General features: G+C 46.9%; 20 protein-coding genes. 7 read left to right on the plus strand and 13 right to left on the minus strand.

Annotation, left to right across the window (positions count from 1 at the left end):
- Position 1: 1 nt before the first annotated feature.
- The 5 genes from PGS38_RS11730 (at position 2) to udk (ending at position 5,157) form a co-directional block, all read left to right on the plus strand.
- Positions 2–1,549: an ABC transporter ATP-binding protein gene (locus PGS38_RS11730; RefSeq protein WP_416388191.1), complete on the plus strand. Its 1,548-nt coding sequence runs from the start codon at positions 2–4 to the stop codon at positions 1,547–1,549.
- An 18-nt stretch (positions 1,550–1,567) separates the two neighbouring features.
- Entirely contained in the window at positions 1,568–2,689 is a 1,122-nt protein-coding gene (locus tag PGS38_RS11735) for an ABC transporter permease (RefSeq protein ID WP_117762018.1), read from the plus strand.
- Complete coding sequence (locus PGS38_RS11740) at positions 2,689–3,624, plus strand: ABC transporter permease (RefSeq protein ID WP_055225933.1); 936 nt, start codon at positions 2,689–2,691, stop codon at positions 3,622–3,624. The genes PGS38_RS11735 and PGS38_RS11740 overlap by 1 nt, the downstream gene beginning before the upstream one ends.
- Before the next feature lie 248 nt (positions 3,625–3,872).
- Positions 3,873–4,514 (plus strand): deoxyribose-phosphate aldolase, encoded by a 642-nt coding sequence (gene deoC / locus PGS38_RS11745; protein WP_270476291.1) that lies wholly within the window; start codon positions 3,873–3,875, stop codon positions 4,512–4,514.
- A gap of 13 nt (positions 4,515–4,527) precedes the next feature.
- Entirely contained in the window at positions 4,528–5,157 is a 630-nt protein-coding gene (udk, locus tag PGS38_RS11750) for a uridine kinase (protein WP_118666988.1), read from the plus strand.
- Between the two features lie 87 nt (positions 5,158–5,244).
- On the opposite strand, the gene PGS38_RS11755 is transcribed toward udk, so the two are convergent.
- The 7 genes from PGS38_RS11755 to PGS38_RS11785 form a co-directional block, all read right to left on the minus strand.
- Positions 5,245–6,123 (minus strand): DUF3881 family protein, encoded by an 879-nt coding sequence (locus tag PGS38_RS11755; RefSeq protein ID WP_022461752.1) that lies wholly within the window; start codon positions 6,121–6,123, stop codon positions 5,245–5,247.
- Between the two features lie 39 nt (positions 6,124–6,162).
- Entirely contained in the window at positions 6,163–7,452 is a 1,290-nt protein-coding gene (serS, locus tag PGS38_RS11760; protein ID WP_022461753.1) for a serine--tRNA ligase, read from the minus strand.
- Positions 7,446–7,688: a hypothetical protein gene (locus tag PGS38_RS11765; RefSeq protein ID WP_147398438.1), complete on the minus strand. Its 243-nt coding sequence runs from the start codon at positions 7,686–7,688 to the stop codon at positions 7,446–7,448. The genes serS and PGS38_RS11765 overlap by 7 nt, the downstream gene beginning before the upstream one ends.
- An 89-nt stretch (positions 7,689–7,777) precedes the next feature.
- Positions 7,778–8,293: a DUF4446 family protein gene (locus tag PGS38_RS11770; protein ID WP_022461754.1), complete on the minus strand. Its 516-nt coding sequence runs from the start codon at positions 8,291–8,293 to the stop codon at positions 7,778–7,780.
- An 11-nt stretch (positions 8,294–8,304) separates the two neighbouring features.
- Positions 8,305–9,237 (minus strand): ParB/RepB/Spo0J family partition protein, encoded by a 933-nt coding sequence (locus PGS38_RS11775; RefSeq protein ID WP_022461755.1) that lies wholly within the window; start codon positions 9,235–9,237, stop codon positions 8,305–8,307.
- Positions 9,237–10,007: a ParA family protein gene (locus PGS38_RS11780; RefSeq protein WP_022461756.1), complete on the minus strand. Its 771-nt coding sequence runs from the start codon at positions 10,005–10,007 to the stop codon at positions 9,237–9,239. The genes PGS38_RS11775 and PGS38_RS11780 overlap by 1 nt, the downstream gene beginning before the upstream one ends.
- A gap of 718 nt (positions 10,008–10,725) precedes the next feature.
- Entirely contained in the window at positions 10,726–10,848 is a 123-nt protein-coding gene (locus PGS38_RS11785; RefSeq protein WP_256372501.1) for a hypothetical protein, read from the minus strand.
- 1,167 nt (positions 10,849–12,015) lie between these two features.
- Between PGS38_RS11785 and PGS38_RS11790 the strand changes: the two genes are divergently transcribed.
- The gene (locus tag PGS38_RS11790) at positions 12,016–12,978 is read left to right on the plus strand and encodes an alpha/beta fold hydrolase (RefSeq protein ID WP_119188945.1); all 963 of its coding nucleotides are present in this window, start codon (positions 12,016–12,018) and stop codon (positions 12,976–12,978) included.
- Positions 12,979–13,096: 118 nt separating this feature from the next.
- On the opposite strand, the gene PGS38_RS11795 is transcribed toward PGS38_RS11790, so the two are convergent.
- From PGS38_RS11795 to PGS38_RS11810, 4 genes are read right to left on the minus strand one after another with little or no spacing between them, the layout of a single operon-like run.
- Positions 13,097–14,671, minus strand: a complete 1,575-nt coding sequence (locus PGS38_RS11795) for a DUF4340 domain-containing protein (protein WP_270476294.1) — start codon at positions 14,669–14,671, stop codon at positions 13,097–13,099.
- Complete coding sequence (locus tag PGS38_RS11800; protein ID WP_243110801.1) at positions 14,671–16,188, minus strand: GldG family protein; 1,518 nt, start codon at positions 16,186–16,188, stop codon at positions 14,671–14,673. The genes PGS38_RS11795 and PGS38_RS11800 overlap by 1 nt, the downstream gene beginning before the upstream one ends.
- 12 nt (positions 16,189–16,200) lie before the next feature.
- On the minus strand, positions 16,201–17,064 hold the full coding sequence (locus PGS38_RS11805) for an ABC transporter permease subunit (protein ID WP_022462025.1): 864 nt from the start codon (positions 17,062–17,064) through the stop codon (positions 16,201–16,203).
- Complete coding sequence (locus PGS38_RS11810; RefSeq protein ID WP_022462026.1) at positions 17,061–18,170, minus strand: ABC transporter ATP-binding protein; 1,110 nt, start codon at positions 18,168–18,170, stop codon at positions 17,061–17,063. Before PGS38_RS11810 ends, PGS38_RS11805 begins: the two co-directional genes overlap by 4 nt.
- A 310-nt stretch (positions 18,171–18,480) precedes the next feature.
- On the opposite strand from PGS38_RS11810, the gene PGS38_RS11815 reads away from it, so the two are divergent.
- Positions 18,481–19,821, plus strand: coding sequence for an ArnT family glycosyltransferase (locus tag PGS38_RS11815; protein WP_158576415.1), 1,341 nt, complete (start codon positions 18,481–18,483; stop codon positions 19,819–19,821).
- 161 nt (positions 19,822–19,982) lie between these two features.
- Here the strand turns inward: PGS38_RS11815 and PGS38_RS11820 are convergent, their stop codons facing one another.
- Both PGS38_RS11820 and rsmG read right to left on the minus strand, forming a co-directional pair.
- Positions 19,983–20,861: a hypothetical protein gene (locus tag PGS38_RS11820; RefSeq protein ID WP_118659946.1), complete on the minus strand. Its 879-nt coding sequence runs from the start codon at positions 20,859–20,861 to the stop codon at positions 19,983–19,985.
- Positions 20,862–21,158: 297 nt separating this feature from the next.
- Entirely contained in the window at positions 21,159–21,884 is a 726-nt protein-coding gene (rsmG, locus tag PGS38_RS11825) for a 16S rRNA (guanine(527)-N(7))-methyltransferase RsmG (protein ID WP_119188942.1), read from the minus strand.
- Positions 21,885–21,921 lie beyond the last annotated feature (37 nt).

Consider the following 21,921-nt stretch of genomic DNA (forward strand, 5'->3'; position numbering starts at 1 on the left):
TATGTATATGGAAAATGAGTACATTATTGAGATGTTGAACATCACCAAAGAATTCCCGGGTATCAAGGCGAACGACAACATTACGTTACAGCTCAAAAAAGGAGAAATCCATGCTCTGCTTGGAGAAAACGGTGCAGGAAAATCAACCCTGATGAGTATTCTTTTTGGTCTGTATCAGCCTACCTCCGGAATCATCAAGAAGAATGGGCAGGAAGTCCATATCAACACGCCGAACGACGCCAATGATCTCAACATCGGTATGGTGCACCAGCACTTTAAGCTGGTCGAATGTTTCTCGGTTCTCGACAACATCATCCTCGGCGTAGAGCCGACCAAAGGCCTTTTCCTCGAGAAAAAGAATGCCCGTGCAAAAGTCATGGAACTGAGCGAGAAATACGGTCTGATGGTCGATCCGGACGCTCTGATCTCGGATATCACCGTCGGCATGCAGCAGCGTACCGAAATTCTGAAAATGCTCTACCGTGACAACGAAGTCCTGATCTTCGACGAGCCGACCGCGGTTCTGACGCCGCAGGAAATCGACGAGCTGATGAAGATCATGAAGAACCTCGCAAAAGAAGGAAAATCCATCCTCTTCATCACCCATAAACTCAACGAGATCATGGAAGTTGCCGACCGCTGTACGATTCTCCGCAAAGGAAAATACATCGGAACCGTCAACATCAGCGAAACTTCCAAAGAAGAGCTCTCCCGCATGATGGTCGGAAGAAACGTCAGCTTTTCCGTCAACAAAAAGCCGTCAAAACCGGGCGACACCGTTCTGAAAGTAGAGCACATAACCGTACCGAGCAAGGTGCACGGAAACAACGCCGTCAAAGATGTTTCCTTTAATGTAAGAAAAGGCGAGATTGTCTGCATCGCAGGTATCGATGGAAACGGCCAGTCCGAGTTCGTTCAGGGCCTCACGGGACTGGAAAAAGTATCCGGCGGTAAAATTCTGTTCAACGGACAGGACATCACGAAAGCTTCCATCCGCGACCGCTCCAAGATGGGCATGAGCCACATCCCGGAGGACCGCCATAAACACGGCCTCGTGCTGGATTACTCCATCGAGCAGAACATGGTGCTGCAGCGTTACTGGCAGCCGGAATTTGAATCCTTCGGCTTTATCAAATCAAAAGCCGTGCGCGAATATGCCGAGCGCCTGATCGAGCAGTACGATGTCCGCAGCGGCCAGGGTCCTGTGACCATCACCCGCAGCATGTCCGGCGGAAACCAGCAGAAAGCGATCATCGCGCGTGAGATCGACAAAGATCCTGATCTTCTCGTTGCGGTACAGCCTACCCGTGGTCTTGATGTCGGAGCCATCGAATACATTCACAGCCAGCTCGTTGCACAGCGCGACAAGGGAAAAGCCGTTCTTCTGGTTTCTCTGGAACTGGATGAGGTTATGGATGTTTCCGACCGTATTCTTGTTATGTACGAAGGAGAGCTGGTCGGCCAGCTGGATCCGAAAACCGTTTCTGTCGAAGAACTCGGTCTCTACATGGCAGGTGCAAAACGGGATCCGGTTCCCGAAGAAGTATAAAAGAGAGGTAAGAAAAGCATGAACGAAAAAACGAAAAACGCTCTTCTGTCCATTGTCGCTTCTCTTGTATGTATTGTGATCGGTCTTCTTGTGGGATTTATCATTTTATACTGCATCAACGCGGAGAACGCAGTGGATGGATTTACACGAATCATCAAAGGCGGCTTTTACTTAAAGCCGAAAGGAATCGGAAGTGAAATCGCTCAGTCCGCTCCCCTGATTATGACCGGACTTTCGGTTGCATTTGCTTTTAAAACAGGTCTGTTCAACATCGGTGCTGCCGGACAGTACACCGTCGGTGTCTTCGGCGCCCTGTATTTTGCCATCATCCTCCACATGCCATGGTATGTATGCCTTCTGGCTGCTATGGTCTGCGGAGCCATCTGGGGAGCAGTTCCTGGTATCTTCAAAGCATACTTCAACGTAAATGAAGTTATTACTTCCATCATGTTCAACTGGATTGGTCTTTATCTTGTCAATGAGCTGATGTACAACACCATCCCGGACATGTATGATCAGAAGACCACACGTACTTACAAATTAAGCTCCGCTTCTCCGAAATCCCTGATTCCGGACTGCGGCATGAACTCCATTTTCCGTACCAGTTCCACAACGATTGCGATTTTCATTGCGATTGCCATTGCGGTCATCATCTACATCGTTCTGAACAAAACAACCTTCGGCTATGAGCTGAAAGCCTGCGGGTTCAATAAGGATGCTGCCAAATACGCCGGCATCAACGAGAAGAGAAACGTTGTTCTCTCCATGACCATCGCAGGTGCGCTTGCCGGAATCGGTGCAGGCCTCTACTTCCTCTCCGGTGCATCCGAGTGGAACCCGCAGGTATCGACAGCACTCCCGGCCATCGGATTTAATGGTATCCCGGTTGCGCTTCTTGCACTTAGCAACCCGATCGGCGTTATCTTCGCTGCTCTCTTCGTTGCTCATATTTCGGTCGGCGGTGCTTACCTGCCTACGAAATATTATCAGCCGGAGATCGCGGACCTGATCGTTGCCGTTATCATTTACCTTTGCGCATTCGTCACCCTGTTCAAGGGCATCGTTGCAAACCTGTTCAAGAGCAAAAAAGAGCAGAAAGCAAATGCCAATGCAGACAACGGAAAGGAGGAGAAGAAATAATGTTCCTTTTAATTAAATTTACCTTACTGTACGCCGTTGTTCTGATGCTCGTTGCGATGGGCGGTATGTTCTCCGAGCGAAGCGGTGTCATCAACATCGCGCTGGAAGGAATCATGGCGATCGGCGGCCTTGCCGGTGTCTTCGTCCTGGTTCTGTTCCCGGACCTCCCGGCTCCTGCACTTGTGGCACTTTCCATTCTGGCGAGCGCCGTATCCGGTATGATCTACTCTCTGCTGCTTGGCTTCTCCGCCATCACACTGAAAGCAGACCAGACGATCGGCGGAACCGCGCTGAACATGCTGGCTACTGCCATTGCCATCGTCCTGGTAAAAGCATTCAACAACGGCTCGGATGCCGGAAACGGTGCAGCTTCCGCAAAGCTGAACTACACCAACGCCGCTTTCATTTACAAGATCGGACCATTTACCGTGAACATCTTCCTGTTCATCGGCATCATCCTTCTGATCTGCAGCTACGTGTTCCTCTTCAAAACGAAATGGGGACTGCGCCTGCGTGCCTGCGGTGAGCATCCACAGGCAGCCGACTCTGTTGGTATCAACGTATACCAGTGGAGATACACCGGTGTTATCATCTCCGGTGCACTCGGCGGTATCGGCGGATTTGCCTACATCGTTCCGTCCGTTACCACCTGGAACTTCGAAGTCGGCGTAGCCGGTGCCGGATTCCTTGCCCTCGCTGTTATGATCTTCGGTCAGTGGAAACCGTTCCACATTGCCGGAGCAGCCGTATTCTTTGCGGTATTCCGTTCCCTGGCAAACATTGCGGACTCCACCGTCCTCTCCCATCTGGGACTGTCCAAGAACATTTACAACATGATGCCGTTTATCGCATCCATGATTATTCTCGCCTTCACATCCAAGAATTCCCAGGCTCCGAAAGCCGAAGGTATTCCATACGATAAGGGCGCAAGATAATATGTAACTATTCAGAGCCATGTGAAATGGAAGAAAAAATTGCGAATCATGCTTGCATGAATGAGCGGTTTTTTCTGGAATTTCATATGGCGAGCAGCCACATCGAGATGCAGCGCAGCGGAATCGAGATGTGGCTCTGAATAGTTACAATTTTTAAAGGCAGAGCCGTTAAATCCGAACTGTGTTTTTTCGGCTCTGCCTTTTCTCTATCATTCTGATTTATTTTTCATAAAAGAAAGGAAAAAATTATGCTGAACACCAAATTATTTGACCACACTATCTTAAAAGCAGACGCAACCGAAGCACAGGTTGCAAAGATCTGCGACGAGGCACTTGCACATGATTTTGCTTCTGTCTGCGTCAACCAGTACTACACCAAATTCGTTGCTGAAAAGCTCAAAGGATCTGACGTCAAAGTCTGCACCGTTGTCGGCTTCCCTCTGGGCATGTCCGATACCCGTGTAAAAGCGTTTGAGACCCGTGCGGCCATCGAAGACGGTGCACAGGAGGTTGATATGGTCATCAACGTCGGAGCCCTCAAAGACGGCAAATACGACTTCGTACGCTCCGATATCCAGACCTTAAAAGAAGTATGCGGCAAGGACATCGTTCTGAAAGTCATCATCGAGACCTGCCTTTTAACCGATGAAGAGAAAGTAAAAGCGTGCAAGCTCGCAAAAGAAGCCGGCGCTGACTTCGTAAAAACCTCCACCGGATTTTCTACCGGCGGTGCAAAAGCGGCTGATGTTGCCCTGATGAGAAAGACCGTAGGCCCGGATATGGGCGTAAAAGCTTCCGGCGGAATCCACAACGCAGACGAGGCACAGGCTATGGTAGATGCCGGCGCAAGCCGTCTCGGAACAAGCGCAACACTGGCTATCATCGGATAAAAAGGAGTTTCTTATGGATACGATACTGATAGGAATTGCCGGAGGAACCGGCAGTGGAAAAACGACACTGGCAGATAAGCTGGTAGAAAGTTTTGGACGCGATGAAGTGAGCATTCTGCGCCATGACAACTATTACAAACGCCATGACGATATTCCTTTTGAGGAGCGTGCCAAATTAAATTACGATCATCCCGATGCCTTTGATACCGACCTGTTATGCCAGCACATTCTCGAGCTGAAAGCCGGAAAATCCATCGAGATGCCGGTTTACGATTATGCCATGCAGAACCGCTCGGATAAAACGATTCTGGTCCATCCTGCCCCGGTTATCGTGCTCGAGGGCATTCTCCTCTTCGTTGAGAAGGATCTCTGCGATCTGATGGACATCAAAGTCTTTGTCGATACCGATGCGGACGTGCGGATTCTCCGCCGGATCCTGCGCGATGTAAAAGAGCGCGGCCGTTCCCTGGACAGCGTTGTAACGCAGTACCTGACGACCGTAAAACCGATGCACGAGCAGTTCGTAGAGCCGAGCAAGCGCCGTGCCGACGTGATCATCCCGGAGGGCGGACAGAACACCGTTGCTCTTGAAATGCTGATCGAGCGGGTACGTAAGCATCTGAATCTGGTGCAGAACCAGTAAACATCCGTTTATCGCTATAAAAATCTGCAAAAAAAGAACGAGGACTGAATTTTCTCTTTTTCCGCCCTCGCTCTTTTTATTTTTCCCTTACAGATGTTCCAGCATTCCCTGCAGCCAGATCTGGCCTTTGAAACGTCTTCCCACTTCCGGTACTCCAAATAAATCCTTTTCGTTGATACAGATGTCTATCGGCACATCGTTGCAGACGAGGCCGAGCTCATACACCCGCTCGCCCGTTACCGCGTTCTTCGTTGTATTCATCTCCGTAATTTCACCCATCACGCTGTACTGGTCACATTCGAGACCGCTCGGCATGAAAAAGCTATCTACAATAGAAAAGACATCTTCCTTCGTCAGACGCTGGGAAATCATGGCATATGTGTCAATATCATCCATGGTGAGACTTTCCATCGCATCCTCATCCCCGTTTCTGGCAGCCGAGATCAGTGAATTCTTCTGCTGCGTGCTGCGACGCTCCTTCTCGACCTGTTCCGGGTCTTTCTGGATCGGAAGCAGAATTGTTCCTTCCGCTGCAAGACCGGAGACAGAAAGCGGGAGCGGAAGCGGCTGCAGCGCATTTTTCTGTTTCATCTCAAGATATTCCGCTGCATGCGTCAGATAAAAGATCATCGTGATGCCAAGCCGCATATCGTCGCAGGCGCCTGCAAACGATTCCTTATCGACGTGGCGCTCCACCGATACCTCCTCGTAGGAACTGATCTGTCCGCCCTCGAAATAGGGATAATAATATTCCATCTGGAAACGGTTGTTCTCATCAATTTCCCCACAGACCGTGATACCACAGTCATATGCATATTCTTTCGAAAATTCAGCAAAAAGGTGGTGTTCTTCTGTTTCCACAATCTTTTTACGGTCGTAGTTTTCTACTACATCACGAAGAAGCTCCTGGAGTTCTTTCGTCGTCTTGATCTTTGAAAATCCAATGGTTTTCAGGTAAGCGTGCATAAGAACACCTCCTCTCATTCCTTTGTATTTCTTATGCGATTAGTGTTTCGGAACCAGTTTCTCTTTTCCGCCCATGTACATACGAAGAACTTCCGGAATGCTTACGGTTCCGTCGGCATTCAGGTTGTTCTCCAGGAATGCGATCAGCATACGCGGCGGAGCAACTACGGTGTTGTTCAGGGTATGTGCCAGGTATTTCTTTCCGTCCTCGCCGTTGACACGGATTTTCAGACGTCTTGCCTGTGCATCACCAAGGTTGGAGCAGCTTCCTACCTCGAAGTATTTCTTCTGACGCGGAGACCATGCCTCAACATCGACAGATTTTACTTTCAGGTCAGCCAGGTCACCGGAGCAGCACTCCAGAGTACGAACCGGGATATCCATGGAACGGAACAGGTCTACGGTGTTCTTCCACAGTTTGTCATACCACATCATGCTGTCTTCCGGTTTGCAGACAACAACCATCTCCTGTTTCTCGAACTGATGGATACGATAAACACCACGCTCCTCGATGCCGTGTGCTCCTTTTTCTTTACGGAAGCACGGAGAGTAGCTGGTCAGGGTCAGAGGCAGTTTCTCCTCCGGGATGATGCTGTCGATGAATTTACCGATCATGGAGTGCTCGCTGGTTCCGATCAGGTACAGATCCTCGCCCTCGATTTTGTACATCATGGACTCCATCTCAGCGAAGCTCATAACACCGTTTACGACGTTGCCGTGGATCATGAAAGGCGGTACGCAGTAGGTAAATCCGCGGTCGATCATGAAATCTCTTGCATAAGAAAGGATGGCAGAGTGGAGGCGTGCAATGTCGCCCATCAGATAATAGAATCCGTTTCCTGCAACTTCTCTTGCTGCGTCCAGATCGATTCCGTCGAAGGACTCCATAATGTCGGTGTGATACGGGATTTCAAAATCCGGTACAACCGGCTCGCCGAAGCGCTCTGCTTCTACGTTCTCGCTGTCATCTTTTCCGATCGGTACGGAAGGATCGATGATGTTCGGGATCACCATCATGATCTTCTTGATTTCTTCTTCTACTTCTTTTTCTCTTGCAGAAAGAGCCTCGATGCGGGAACCGTCAACAGCTACCTGTTTCTTTACTTCCTCAGCCTCTTCTCTCTTGCCCTGGCCCATCAGTGCGCCGATCTGTTTGGAGATTTTGTTTCTTTTTGCACGAAGTGCTTCCACTTCCTGTTTGATGTCACGGTTTTCTTTATCCAGCTCGATGACTTTATCAACCAGCTCCAGTTTCTGATCCTGGAATTTATTTCGGATATTCTGTTTTACAACTTCCGGGTTTTCTCTTAAAAACTTAATGTCTAACATAATTTCCTCCTAGTAGATCTTATCCCCTCATTTTGGCGGGATTCTTTTTGTTCTTTCCAGCCCGGAACCACTGCCGTTTTTCCAGCATTTATGCGGGTTTGGCGCGTTCCAGTACCATCATATAACAGTATATGCATTTTTTCAAGCGTTCTTTCATGCTGTTTACAGTTCACCCGCGCCATTCGCAAAACCGCGCTTTCAGCGCTCTCCGCTGCTTCGCAGCTCTTTTTGCTCATACCCTGGCGCTCCCTTCGTGCATTCATAGAGACAGATTTTCATGCAAGCATGAAATCTGCCTCCACGAATGCACGAGTGAACTTTTGCCCTACATCAGATCGATCGAATTCATCGTAATTGCCTGGCGCAGCGCGTCGATTTCCTCGGCGCTCAGCATGATATAGGACTCGCCTTTTACGATCTCTTTCAGATATAAAAAGCAGTTGTCACGGCTGTGGATTGCATTTAGGATAAAACCTGTGTTTTCTTTGTCGAGCATTGCCAGCGCAAAACTCATCTTTCCGCCCACATCGTCAAACGCATCATATTTTACGATTCCGTATTTGTTCAGCGTCATGCCCTGGATCTTTTTCAGATCCGCAAGATTCTTTTTCGTCAGCTCATTCTGCTTGTTCAGTTTGTCAATTTCCTTGAACCGCTGATGAAACAGCTTTTCGAGTGACTGGGCGTCTTTTCCCTTCATAAAGCTTCTGTACTTCTGGTTCAGTCTGCTCAGACGCAGCGACATGCTGACCGTCATAATCATCATCACGATAATCAGTACAATCAGAAGAAGTACAACAACGCCAAGGTCAATTCCTACCTTACTAAATAAATCGCTCATTATTCTACCTCTTACTGTATTGATTCAAACAGATCCATGATTCTCTCGAGCTCTTCCTGGGAATAATACTCGATCTCGATCTTTCCTTTGTGCTTTGCCCCGCGGTGAATGGAAACCTTCGTACCAATGATGCTCTTAATTTTCTCTTCCAGACCTTCGTAGATGGCTTCCTCTTCCAGATTGACTTTCTTTTCTTTCTTCACCTTCGGATTCAGGATCTCTTTGACCAGGCGCTCGGTCTCACGGACACTGAGCTTTTCATCGAAGATTTTCATTGCCGTATTGTACTGGAGCTCTTTATTCTCCAGCGCCAGCAGCGTACGCACATGACCGGTTGTCAGCATTTCATCGACAACCATCTGCTGTACCCTGTCGTCCAGTTTCAGGAGACGCATCGAGTTTGTAACCGCCGTTCTGCTCTTGGAAACGCGCTCTGCGATTTCATCCTGGCGGAGATGGAACTCTTCCATCAGGCGTTTGTATGCGTGTGCCTCCTCAATCGGGTTCAGGGATTCTCTCTGAATATTTTCAATCAGGGAAATCTCGACAACTTCCTGCTCGGTAAAATCTTTGATGATGACCGGTACTTCTTTGATTCCGGCAAGCTTTGCAGCCCTCCATCTCCGTTCCCCTGCGATGATCTCATAATAATCATCTTTTTTCTGCACCAGAATCGGCTGTAGAACTCCGAACTGTTTGATGGATTCCGAAAGTTCGATCAGGCCGTCCTCGTCAAAGGATTTTCGCGGCTGTTCGCGGTTCGGTTCAATTTCGGAGATTTTCAGTTTCATCTCAACTGGTTTTTCGACAACTTTTTCAACAACCTTCTCGACTACTTTGACCTCCGGTTTTGCCGGTTTCTCTTTTGCTTCTGCTTTGGCCGAATGTCCCGGTGAAATCAGGGAATCCAGGCCCTTGCCTAATCCTCCTCTTCTCGCTGCCATTACTCTTCATCCCCCCTGTGAATCACTTCGTCTGCCAGGAGACGGTAGCTCTCTGCACCGGTGGACCGCTTGTCGTAATAGTTGATCGGCATACCGTAGCTCGGTGCCTCCGCAAGGCGGACATTTCTCGGAATAATGGTTTTGTAGATATTCTGATCCAGGCTGTCTTTTACGTTTTCTACTACCTGCAGAGAAAGATTCGTTCTCGCATCGTACATGGTAAAGACAACGCCTTCCATCTCCAGTTCCGGATTCAGACGCTCCTGCACCAGCTCAATCGTGTGCATAAGCTGGGATAAGCCCTCCAGTGCGTAATATTCACACTGAATCGGCACCAGAACGGTGTCCGCGGTGGTCATCGCGTTGATTGTCAGCATATTTAAGGATGGCGGACAGTCAATAATAATGAAGTCGTACTGATCGCGAACCTGATCAATTGCGTTTTTCAGGATGAATTCTTTGTCTTCCACCCCGATCAGCTCGATCTCCGCTCCGGCCAGATTGACATTGGAAGGGATAAGGGAAAGATTGTCAAAATTCAGAGGAATGATGCAGTCCTCCAGTTTTGACTCTCCAAGAAGCAGCTCATAGATGGTATTTTCCACTTCATTTTTCTCTACTCCCATTCCGCTGGTGGTATTTCCCTGCGGGTCCATATCAATGGTCAGAACTTTTTGTCCCATTTCTCCTAAACAGGAAGAAAGGTTAATTGCGGTGGTAGATTTACCTACGCCGCCTTTCTGGTTTGCAATTGCAATTGTTCTTCCCAAAATATGTATTGCCTCCTTTCATCTTTTTGTTTTCCATTTGCAGTTTTTCCTTTTTACAGGAAATGACCTGCCGGCACTTCTTTCAAAAAAATGATTCATGCGGCAGGTGTTTTGGCATATAGATAGGAAAAATCTCCTTTTCTATGCCAGTCTATCTGAGGAATTCTTCAGATTCTATCTCAAAATTGCCCCAATTTGGGACAAAGATATTTTATCATACTACGCCGGATTTTACTACTGGAAATGTTTCACGTGAAACATTTTCTGCATTTTTGCATGATTAGACGGTGTGAAACATAAGAAAATTGGAGATTTTTGGCGATGTTTCACGTGAAACATTTTGAAAAGCACTGTTTTACAATAATTTTTCTCGGTTTTTACGCTGTTTAAAGGCTTTTTGGAATTTTTTCAGCGATGATTTTGCATTTTTTTGATGGTTTCCAAGTAATTCTGCAATGTCAGAACATTTTTTTCTGTTTCACACAGTTTTTATAAAATGTTTCACGTGAAACATTTTAATTTTTGACGTTTTTGAGGTATAAATATACTGGAAACGTTATTTTAATCGTGTGATGCTCTTTTTCAAGGAAATCTCATGTGATTAGAAAGAAAAAATCAACTTATCAGGATATTATTGATACATAGATCAGGAATCAAAACTGTTTATGGTTGTTCGGTGATCGTAAATGTCTCTTTTGTATATAAAATGTATTTTTATTCACCAGGGCTCTGTTTTTTCATCGTTCTTCCTCGCTTTTTTCAAATTTTCAGCATTTTTCTCTTTATCTTCATCAGTAAGAGGCATAATCCGTGAGACATCCTCTTTTTCATTTTTTCTCAATTTTTTTCTCTTTTCGGGCGGTTTTTCTTTGATTTTTTTATTTTACAGGCCAGGCTGCACATTTTCTGTTTTTTATCGATTTATTTGATTTCACTATAATTTTTCTGTTTTTATGATTTTAATATTTTCCTCTCGCTGCCACGTCTTTTATCCTCTTTTCCATCTTTCTGGCTTACCTTTCTCTTTTTTTGTAAACAATCTCACTTTTTCTCTTTTATCAACATTTTTTATTCCTTCTCTCCGTTTTTTATCCCTCATCGCCATTTCACACCATTTTCTTGCCTTTCACTGCCTCTCCCTCCCGTTTTTATTCTTTTCGCCCATGTCTATACTACATTTTCCCCTTTTCAGTCGTTTTTTGCCTTTTCTCAACTCATTTTTATCTTTTTTGCTTTTTCCGCCTCTTCCATCGTTTTACACCCTCTTTTTGCCATTTTTTTAGATCATCCTTCATTTTTTCGTTTCTACTTATGTCACTTTCCTCGTCTCATTTTTCACGTTTCACGTCTCTCAAAATGTTTCACGTGAAACATCGTTTTTTACGATTTTCGGTCTTCGGCGATCAGTGAGAAGCGATTTGCTTCCCGGCTTTCCGAAAATCACTCTCATTTTTCACTTCTCTTATTTTTAAAATAATCGTATTTTCTATTCTATCTTTGATTTTCTCCGTCTTTTCTACATTTTTCCTGTATTTTCGCGTGTTTCACGTAGTTTTTCGTCTCTGTTTTCTCTCTTTTATTAAATTATTTAATTATATTTTTATATTTTCGTATGAATTGAACTTTTACATTCGTTTTTTCGGATTTTCCAAACCATTTACTAAACGCATTTTGGGACCATTTTTTCATGGATTTTTACCAATCTGGAAGGATTTTATCCCATAGTGCCGTTTTCATGCTTTTATGTGTATTATTGCATCATTTTTTCTCTGTTTTTTGCAGTTATGTAAACCATTTAAATATGCCATTCGCCAGTAGTTGACATAACGTAGTTCTCCTTGAATTGTCTACGCTTTTCGTCAAATTGCGTCTTATTTTCGTCTCTTTTTCTCATTTTTCCCTTAATTTTTGCATTGTATCTTTCCCTTTTTTCGCTTATAATAAGCTCAACACAACGTTTCGAACCGATTCCTCCCCTCCGGGAGACCCCTGAAAGGAGTTTTATCATATGAAACACAGCAAAAAACTGGTCACCTTGAGTGTCCTCACCACGATGTCCGGCGCAGCGATTTACTTTCTGAATAAAACGCTCGATACCGCCGCCGTACGGAAAAACCTGCTCGCCTCGGCTGAAAAAGAGATCTTTTCCTGGCAGTTCGGCGATATTTTTTACACAAAAAAAGGCACCGGAACCCCGATGCTCTTACTTCATGACTTACATTGTGCCTCCAGCGGCCGCGAATGGCAGTATATTGAGGATGCTCTCGCCCAGGATCACACCGTCTACACACTCGATCTCCTCGGCTGCGGCCGTTCCGACAAGCCGGCGATCACGTACACGAACTTTTTATACGTACAGCTCATCGTCACCTTCATCAAACAGGTCATCGGATGTCCAACCGACGTAATTGCATCCGGTTTATCCGGCTCTTTCGTCGTAACCGCCTGCAATACAGCCCCGAAATGCTTCGGCCGAATCATGATGATCAACCCGACCGACCTTGCCAAGCTCAACAAAATCCCGGATAAACGCAGCCGCTTCCTGAAACGCATGATCGAGCTCCCGCTCGTCGGCACGCTGCTGTACCACACGCTCACCGGCCGCTCCAACATCGAGCTTTTATTCACTGAGAGCTATTATCACAACCCATTCCACCGCTCACCGGAGGACGTAGACGCCTTCTACGAGTCCGCACACCTCCAGAACAGCGCCGGAAAGTACCTTCTCGCAAGCCTCGTGGGCAATTACGTGAACCTCAACATCGGCCACGCCTTAAAACACATCGACAACAGCATGTTCCTCATCGGCGGTGAGGAGGAACCGGGCATCGCAGAAACCTTTGCGCTGTACACAGCGCTCAACACCTCCATCGAAACCCAGATCCTGCCGAAAACAAAGCACATGCCGCAGATGGAGGCCCCGCAGGCCCTCTTAGACCAGATCCAGATCTTCTTCGCACCGGTACAGTAATACCCCCTTCTGCTCCCGGCCTCGAGCGAAAAAAATGAGACAAAAAAACGGAGAATTTACTGATATTTCCATGTCAGTAAATCCTCCGTTTTTTGAACAATCAGCTTTCACTGAATCCTTATTCCGCCGAATCCGAAGAACTGTCATCCTCCGTCTTTGCCGCAAGCAGTTTCCCGTAATTTTCCACCATGGTCTTCACGTTATTTTTATTCACAAGAGACGGCACTCCGTCCTCATCTACCGTGTAATAGAAGCTTGAATCATACGGGCTGTAAGCAAATGTCAGGTCGCCGTCTGTCATATGGAAGACTGCGGTAAACTCGGCATCCTTGGCCTGTACGAGGCTCTCATCCTTCGTCTGCGCCTTCAGGCCAATGAGTGAAGAATAGAATGTGGTAAACGTTGATTTACCAATCGTTTCATCGCCGCAGATGTAACTGATTTCCTGTGTTGTGGAATCGCTGTCGTCATCCTTTTTCTCTTCCACATGGCGTACATACGTCTTCGTCTCGCCGTTATACGTAATATCAAGGCTCGTCAGATCCGATACATTTTCCATGCCGATATACATGTTCCAGAAATCAGATGCCTTCTTTCCGGTGAAGGTTTCAACATTCGAAGCCGTCATCAGATGAACTTCATTCGAGCCATCCAGCTTCACGTAATAAGAACCGCCGTCCTCATTTGCATTGCCTACATACAATACCAGATCTTTCTCCACCGTAACGGTTGTCGTTTCGGAAGAAGAGCTCGTTGCAGTGCTGTCGCTTGATGCAGAATCTGCTGTGGAATCCGAAGAAGTATCTGCCGTTGTTGTATCGTCAGCCTCAACCTCCTGCTCTTCTGTGTAATGCACGCGGATCGTCGTCTTTGGCTGATCCAGTCCGTACTGGGAAAAATCCGATGCGTTGTACGTAACAAGATCTCCAAAGCTAAGAGATGCCACCGCACTTGTCATGGTGCCGATCGAATCCGCATCACCGCCATGTGCCGCTCCATCTGCGTCCACAACCTGCCATTCATCCGTCTGGAGTGCCGAATCAGCAGCGCTTACTTCTTTTGTCAGCGTATATCCGTTCTCACCCTCCACCTGCAGCTTTGTAATGTTTTCCGCCGTCACAGATGGCATGGATTCCGTTGTCGCCCACTCCATCATATCGGACGGGAACATCGTTCCAAGCGATGTGCTTACCAGATAAACCTTACTCGTATCATCGTTCAGATAAATATAGTATCTGCTCGAGCTGTTCTTATCTCCGACATGAATCATCGTTTTCTCGTCTCCCGCAGTCACTACAACCTCCTGAGACGGCGTCTCAAGCCCAAAATCGGCCATAGAATCGATTTCATCGCCTTCAATGACTCTTTCTGCTGTCATGCTGCTAAGAGAGCTTAAAACGCTCGTTATCTTGCCCTCATCCAGTGGGAATCCATCCTCCTGATCGTATGTCCAGATATCGGTATCATCGTCTCCTGCTGTTTTCGTAAAGGACACCGTCTCTCCGTTGATCTGGAACGAAAGCGCTGTTACATCATCTTTTGAAAAATCAACCACTTTTTCGGCGTCTGCACCAGAATCCGAACTGCCGCTGTCCGCATCGGCGGTGCTGTTTTTCTTCGTCAACACCACCAGTACGGCAAGAAGCAGTACCAAAAGGATCAGGCAGGCCGCCATCTTTCCTTTTTTCTTCATCACTGTTTTCTCCTCTTCATCCAGATCATCACGCCAATTACAACAAGTACCAGCGGAATTCCCGCAATGGTAATAATAGACCAGGTGTTAACTGCTCCCTGTGTAAATACCAGGTTTGTATAGCTTGTGCTCTTGCTTGGAATAACAACGGTCTGCTCCACATCACACATGGAGGTCAGTGCAGTCGCTGCCAGCTTCGAGTTCGCACCGCTGATTGCCTGGTCAATCTGGCTGCTCAGCATTGATGCACTCGAGAAATAAATAATCTGTGTCTCTTTATCATCTACAGTCTCTGTGATGGAAACGCCAAGGTCAAATGCGCCCGTCTCACTGTCCGCGTTCTTCGACCAGGTGCTGTTCTCCGGGTCATTTTCAATATAAGCGTCCTCGGTGGTCGTCAGAAGGCTCTTGATCGTAATGGTATCACGATAAGAATCAAGCTTCTGAATTGCCTGTGCAACCGGCATCAGAATGTAATTACTCTTTACTTCGGTTGTAATGTCATCACTCTGAATGTTCGGCAGCAGATAATACGGCATCTGCGGATAATAATGCTGGGAATCGGTCTCCACAACAATTCCGCTGGAGCGTTTCACGCCATAATTCTCCAGTATGGAATCCAGATTTGGCATATCCGTTCCGGTATAGCTGGTGAACATCAGAAGTTTTCCGCCGTTTTCCAGGTAGGTAATGACTTTATTTGCCTCATCCTCGGAGAAATCGGTGGTCGGGGACATGATCACAAGCTCCTCGGCATCCTCCGGGATATCGTCTGTCATCAGGGCAAGATCACTGATTTCCACATTGTTTTTGTTAATGGCATCACTGAAGTTCGTAGAGAGATCGCTCTCGGAAGCCTCGCCGTGGCCGGTTACCCAATAAACCTTCGGGTTGTTTTCACTCGTCACATACGTGATGGCGCTGGTAATCTGACCCTCGCCGTCAAAGCCGGTCGTCTGTGTCTGATAGGTCTGATAGTTTGTGGAAGTCTCCCACATATCACTGTTGCTGACCACCTTGCTCTTATCGCCGCATACGACAATTACACTGTTTGCAGCTACCGTCTGATCGGTATACTGACTCGTAAATTTCGGATACAGATCCGGGTCTTTTGTCTCTACTTTGATATGGTCAGAAAGCTCATCGTAGTGCTCCAGCAGCTTCTCGATGGTGTCATCCTCACTGCCCTTCTGCACAATATAATACAGGGTAACGTCTTGATCGAGATCCTTTAATGCCGTTTTCGTCTCATCTGTAATGGAGTACATTTTCTGCGTACTCAGGTCAATCTGTGTTTTGCTGGTCGGAATCTGCGCCACAATCAGGTTAATAACTACAATCACAGCCAGGACAATCACCGTCATCATTGAAGAATAAGAGCCCTGTTTCAGGTGCTTTTTCTGTTCCTCGCCGGTAAACACTTCCTTCAGATGTTCTTTGGAGAACGTCTTTTTCAGCTTTTCTTTGATGTTGAAATTCATTTTATGCTGTTTCTTTTCCTTCTTTTCGCTGCTCATCGTCTCCACCTCCTAATTCCAGCGTTTTTTCTGCAGGGACTGCATTGCAAGGAAAGTGCAGATTGCAATGACGGACAGGTAGTAAACAACACCGCCAATGTCCAGAATACCGTTCACAAAGTTATCCATATGGCCTGCCATGTTGAATACACCGAGCAGATCCTGGATTTTGCCCTCGAGAAGGGTGGATTTTGTGAAGTAAACTGCCGTCAGCGCACCTTCGCCGATCACGGCAATCACACCGGTAATGATCGGGTTTTTAATCATACTGCCGATCCAGAGGCATACCAGTGCGATGATGATAAAGAACGCAAAAAAGGAACTTCCGGCTCCCTCCGGGAAGAAGTTTGCGATACCGCTCTCCACGTAGCACAGGAACAGGATCACAAAGCCGACAACGGCTGCGATGACCTGACTCTCGGTGATGGAGGAAACAAACACGCCGACCGAAATATAGGCTGCTCCCAGCAGGAAATAGCCAAGAATCGAGGTGTAGGATACGGCGTAGGAAACGGTTCCGTGGGTTCCAAGAAGCAGCGGATACAGGCACATGATCAGCACCGGAATTACGTAAATGGTAAGAAGCGCCAGATATTTTCCAAGGATAATATCGGAAATTTTTACCGGTGCGGTAAGGAGCAGCTGATCCGTCTTATTTTTCTGCTCCTCCGACAGGACACGCATTGTCAGAACCGGTACTGCGATCAGCAGAATAAATGCGGAATTCTGCAGCGCGTATCCGATCTCCGGGTAACCCTGCTGCAGGTTGATGGCCGTAAAATACAGACCGAACAGCGCCAGAGTAAACGCCATAAACAGATATCCGATCATGCTTGTCAGATAGCTTTTTAACTCTTTTTTATAAATCGCCGTCATTGTGCGTCTCCCTCCTCCTGTTTTGTTTCAGCGGCTGATTCCGCTGCATCTGTGCTTTTTTCTTCAGACGTTTCCCCGACAGCCGTTTTGTCTGCTTCTGGTTCACATTCTTTTTCACATTCTTTTTGTTTCAGCTGTTCTTTCTCTGCTTTTTTCAGCTTTCTTGCAGCCTTTCCGGAATCATCGGTCAGCTCCAGGAAGACGTCTTCCAGAGACATCGAGGAGGAAGTCAGCTCGAGGATCGGGCAGTTGGCCTTTGCCAGTGCATAGAACAGCTCCTCGCGGATATCCTTATCCTTTTCAGTGGTAATTTTTACCTTAATCTGCTCCTCATTCGGCGTATTTTCATATTGGATCTCTTTTGCATCGAGCGCATTAAGCGCCGGAACCAGCTGCTTTCTCGTTCCGTGAACGGTACATGTAACCGTGTTTGATCCAAGCATCAGTTTACTTAAGTTTTCCGGGGTATCACTCGCAACGAGCTGTCCCTTTGCGATAATCATGACGTAATCGCAGACGGCGCTGACCTCGGAAAGGATATGGGAACTTAAGATAACGGTATGTTTTTTGCCCAGTGATTTAATCAGATCGCGGATCTCAATGATCTGCTTCGGGTCCAGACCTACGGTCGGCTCGTCGAGAATGATGATCGGCGGATAACCGAGCACCGCCTGTGCCAGTCCGACTCTCTGACGGTATCCTTTCGACAGGTTCTTGATCAGACGGTTCTGCATATCGGTGATCTTCACCAGATTCATGACCTCAAGAATCTGTTTCTTTCTCTGATCCTTTGGAATTTTCTTTAATTCCGCCACGAATTTCAGATATTCCAGAACGGTCATGTCCGTGTAGACCGGCGGCAGCTCCGGCAGATAGCCGATGCATTTTTTTGCCTCCTCCGGCTCCTCCAGGATGTTGTGGCCGTTGATCAGCACTTCGCCCTCCGTAGATGCCAGATAGCCGGTGATGATGTTCATGGTCGTTGATTTTCCGGCTCCATTCGGGCCAAGAAATCCATAGATCTGGCCTTCTTCTACGGTAAAACTCAGGTTATTGACAGCTACGTGGTCGCCATAGCGTTTCACCAGGTTTTTAACCTCTATCAATGTTCCTTCCTCCTTGTTTCTTAAAGCAGTTCCGGCCCGCCCTTGGGGGTGAAAGAGCCGGAGATGCTCTCATTTTCTAAAGACACTTTATCTTATTCTGAAAATGTGATAATTTGCTGGAAAATTTGTGAAAAAACAGTGAAGCCATGGAGCAGTTTGTTTGTTTTTCGACGAAAAATCAATTTCTTTTACCATAAGAATCATGTATACTATAACGTATCCGCGGACGGACGCTTTTCCATTTTTGTTCCGCCGCAAAATATTACGCCGGACTTTTTCCCGTCCGGGACTGGAGATTTTAGGAGACTCTATGAATAAAAAAGACTACTACTGGGCCAAGTATATGCTGATTTTCGGCTTTTTCTGCATCTCTTTTGGCACCTCGATTTTCCTGAAAACCGAACACGCCCCCGATGAGGCGATGCGGATGCTGATTCCGGAATACATCGTCTCACACCACACACTGCCGAACGGCATGGAAGAATCGGTGCGCCATCCGCTGTGGGGATTCTCCTATGCGCTGTATCCGTATCTGACCGCGATCATCAGCTCCGTGTTTATGGCCATTACATCGCTGTTTACGAAAAGTGCAGCGGCTCTTTTAACTGCCGCTCGCCTCACCAGCGTCCTTTCCGGCACCGGCACACTGATCGTTGTGTTTCTGATCGGCGAAGAGCTCTTTGAACGGCGCGAATCCGCACTGCTCGGCGGTATTTTCGTCGGTTTTCTGCCGCAGTTTGTGTTCCTCTCCTGCTATGTGAACAACGACTCGTTCGCCGTTTTCACGGTCGCACTGATCATCTATTTCTGGATTCGCGGCATGAAAAGCGCATTCTGCAAAAAAGACTGTATCGGCCTGGGAGCAGGCTGCGGACTCTGCGCGCTGTCGTACTATAACGCCTACGCGTACCTGCTGTGCAGCATTCTGCTGTTCTTCGCGCTGATGATTCATTTCCGGAAACCGGCAAAAGAAATTTTTGTCAAAGCGCTGGCTGTTTTCGCTATCGCCTTCCTGATCGGCGGCTGGTTCTTCATCCGCAATGCCGTCATCCACGACGGCGATCTGCTCGGCATGCGCACCTCGAATGAATCCGCAGCGCTGTACGCAGCCGATGAATACAAACCAGAGAATCGTCAGACCCCGGCATCCGAAGGCTGGAGCTTCCAGCAGACGTATTTACAGACCCCGGAGGGCCGCACCTCCAACTGGCTGTTCTCGACCGTCAGCAGCTTCATCGGCTCGTTCTCCTACATGACCGTCCATCTCCCGATGGTGCTTTATCTGCTGTACGGCGCCCTGATGGCATTCGGATTCCTAGTGTTTTTGTTCCTCGGCATGGTTCCGCACTGGTTCCGCAAAAAGCCGCAGCTTCTCCTCTTTGTGATGCTGTTCCTCGCCTGCCTGGTCACGCTGTTCATGGACATGTACAACACGTATTTCAGCGACTACCAATCGCAGGGCCGTTACCTGATGCCGGCGCTCGTCCCTCTGATGATCTGGATCGACGACGGCTACTCTTCTCTCACCGCGAAACTTCCCGCCGAGTGGAAGCGCGCCTCCTGCCATCTGACACTCCTGCCTGGAACGATCTGGCTGGTACTGTTCCTCATCAGCTACATCGGATTTCTGATTCCGGGCTGCTGTGTATAAAAAATTTGTAACGCAGTAATTCACGTTCTGCCGTGCTGAATTTTTGGCATTATTTTCCGGAATTTCTATAAAAAACAGGTGCTGTCTCTTTTTCTCAGATAGCACCTGTTTCTTCGTTACAAGCTTTTCGTTTTTAGAAATGTTTCATCCGGGCTTCCCTTTCACTTTCTTTGTTTCCTTTTAATTGCCAAACCAGCTATAATACCAACTGCCAGAATCCCAATTCCTAAAATAATTACCAACATCTTATTTTGATGTTTCACCGGCTGATTTGCAACATCAAGGACAATATTGGTTCCTCCTTGTGCATCGTCAGTTTCGATATAAGACGAATCAGCAACTGCGGCAACAACCGCAGCATAACTATATGCATGGAATTCTTCTTCACCATCAAGTCTATCTTCCGCTATTTCCGAACTGTCTGTAAGACACGCTGCAGCATCTTCACGTCCCGGTATCAGATACTCCATTTGCGTTTCCGTGAATGTAATCCAGACCGGAAAACGAATCGGATCTACTCCTCCAACAAGTCGAAACTTATAATTGTCCCATACAATATCTGGGTTTGCAGCAAGTGAAATATTTAATTGTTCTATATAGGTCGGCGTATCGTCTAATTCATATCCTCTGGCTCCACTTATGTGCCATTGATCAATCGGTTGTCCATCTTCCCCATTTGCCCTTACCGCACATGCTTCATACAAATGTCCATATGCTCTAATCGGGATAATCCAAATATAATCGCTTTGTTCTAACGCGCTTTCTACTTCGGACACAGAAAGAAGTTCTGAGGTCAAAAGTGGCGTATCAATATACTCTTTTAATGCATTATCAAAATCAATATCCGATACACGGATTCCCTCCTCAAACGGATCCTCAACAGGTCCTCCATTTGTAACAGACACAATTTCATCAGCCAGCTCAACTATTTTTTCATAATCTTCAGATTCCGATAGTATTTCAAGTTTAGATGCCGATACAGTAGATGCTGATATCATAATTCCAATGAAGCAAACAAATATTTTTAATATTTTCCTCATGCCATTCCCCCCTATCATATTTTCTTTTACGTTTCACAATCGATCTATTTATCTCATCATACACTGATATAATTTTTTTAACAATTATCATATTTTCACAAAATATTCAGCGCAAAATACTGCAAATAGGAGAATTGTTTTTTTTGCTCAAAAGTGTAATTTTCCAGACATTTAATCGTATATATACATAAAAAATCAGAAGAGGTTATTATGCCAACTTACTCGGCATAACAATCTCTTCTGATTTCACCTTTTACACTTTTGTTTCTTTTTTAGCTTTCTCAAAAAATCTATTTTTTACTGAATCGGCTCCTTCGCCGGTGTTCCCGCTTTTCTCGGGTACTTTTTCGGCGTTGCCTTCCCCTTCTCGATACAGACAAACGATCTCTCATCCTCCGTTCCTGTAAGCTGGAAATAAACCGGCTCTTTCGCCTCGCCGCCGAGCACATGAATCGCTTTTTGAGCTGCGGCAAGCTCCTCATTCAATTTGCCCGATTTATACGAAACAAACCGTCCGCCCACTTTCACATACGGCAGACAGTACTCCGAAAGCGAGCTTAAATTCGCCACCGCGCGTGATACCACGAGATCAAACTGCTCCCGGTGATCCTTCTGGCGTGCGAAATCCTCGGCTCTTCCGTGAACCGCCGTGATTTTCGAAAGGCCAAGCTGTCCGATCACCTCATTCAGGAATTTCACTCTCTTATTCAGTGAATCCAGCAGTACAACTTCCACCTCCGGAAACGCGATTTTCAGCGGGATTCCCGGAAAACCGGCTCCCGTTCCCACGTCGAGAATGCGTCCCGCCTGTTCCACATCACAGACCTTCACCAGCGACAGACTGTCGAGAAAATGCTTCGTAATCACCTGATCGAACTCCGTAATCGCCGTCAGATTCATAAACGAATTCCACTCTACAAGCAGCTCATAATACTGCAGAAACTGCGTTTTCTGCTCCTCGGAAAGTGTGATTCCAAGCTCAAAAAGGCCGCGCTCAAATCCTTCAAGATTGTATTCTTTCATGTTGTTCTCCGTTCTACTCTATTCTTCCAAGTGCCCA

The organism is Fusicatenibacter saccharivorans (assembly GCF_027667425.1).
GTDB classification, from domain to species: domain Bacteria; phylum Bacillota; class Clostridia; order Lachnospirales; family Lachnospiraceae; genus Fusicatenibacter; species Fusicatenibacter saccharivorans.

Coding starts and splice junctions, on each gene's coding strand:
- PGS38_RS11730 (WP_416388191.1), top strand. CDS start 2: ATGTATATGGAAAATGAGTACATTATTGAGATGTTGAACATCACCAAA.
- PGS38_RS11735 (WP_117762018.1), top strand. CDS start 1,568: ATGAACGAAAAAACGAAAAACGCTCTTCTGTCCATTGTCGCTTCTCTT.
- PGS38_RS11740 (WP_055225933.1), top strand. CDS start 2,689: ATGTTCCTTTTAATTAAATTTACCTTACTGTACGCCGTTGTTCTGATG.
- deoC (WP_270476291.1), top strand. CDS start 3,873: ATGCTGAACACCAAATTATTTGACCACACTATCTTAAAAGCAGACGCA.
- udk (WP_118666988.1), top strand. CDS start 4,528: ATGGATACGATACTGATAGGAATTGCCGGAGGAACCGGCAGTGGAAAA.
- PGS38_RS11755 (WP_022461752.1), bottom strand. CDS start 6,123: ATGCACGCTTACCTGAAAACCATTGGATTTTCAAAGATCAAGACGACG.
- serS (WP_022461753.1), bottom strand. CDS start 7,452: ATGTTAGACATTAAGTTTTTAAGAGAAAACCCGGAAGTTGTAAAACAG.
- PGS38_RS11765 (WP_147398438.1), bottom strand. CDS start 7,688: ATGAGCAAAAAGAGCTGCGAAGCAGCGGAGAGCGCTGAAAGCGCGGTT.
- PGS38_RS11770 (WP_022461754.1), bottom strand. CDS start 8,293: ATGAGCGATTTATTTAGTAAGGTAGGAATTGACCTTGGCGTTGTTGTA.
- PGS38_RS11775 (WP_022461755.1), bottom strand. CDS start 9,237: ATGGCAGCGAGAAGAGGAGGATTAGGCAAGGGCCTGGATTCCCTGATT.
- PGS38_RS11790 (WP_119188945.1), top strand. CDS start 12,016: ATGAAACACAGCAAAAAACTGGTCACCTTGAGTGTCCTCACCACGATG.
- PGS38_RS11795 (WP_270476294.1), bottom strand. CDS start 14,671: ATGAAGAAAAAAGGAAAGATGGCGGCCTGCCTGATCCTTTTGGTACTG.
- PGS38_RS11800 (WP_243110801.1), bottom strand. CDS start 16,188: ATGAGCAGCGAAAAGAAGGAAAAGAAACAGCATAAAATGAATTTCAAC.
- PGS38_RS11805 (WP_022462025.1), bottom strand. CDS start 17,064: ATGACGGCGATTTATAAAAAAGAGTTAAAAAGCTATCTGACAAGCATG.
- PGS38_RS11815 (WP_158576415.1), top strand. CDS start 18,481: ATGAATAAAAAAGACTACTACTGGGCCAAGTATATGCTGATTTTCGGC.
- PGS38_RS11820 (WP_118659946.1), bottom strand. CDS start 20,861: ATGAGGAAAATATTAAAAATATTTGTTTGCTTCATTGGAATTATGATA.
- rsmG (WP_119188942.1), bottom strand. CDS start 21,884: ATGAAAGAATACAATCTTGAAGGATTTGAGCGCGGCCTTTTTGAGCTT.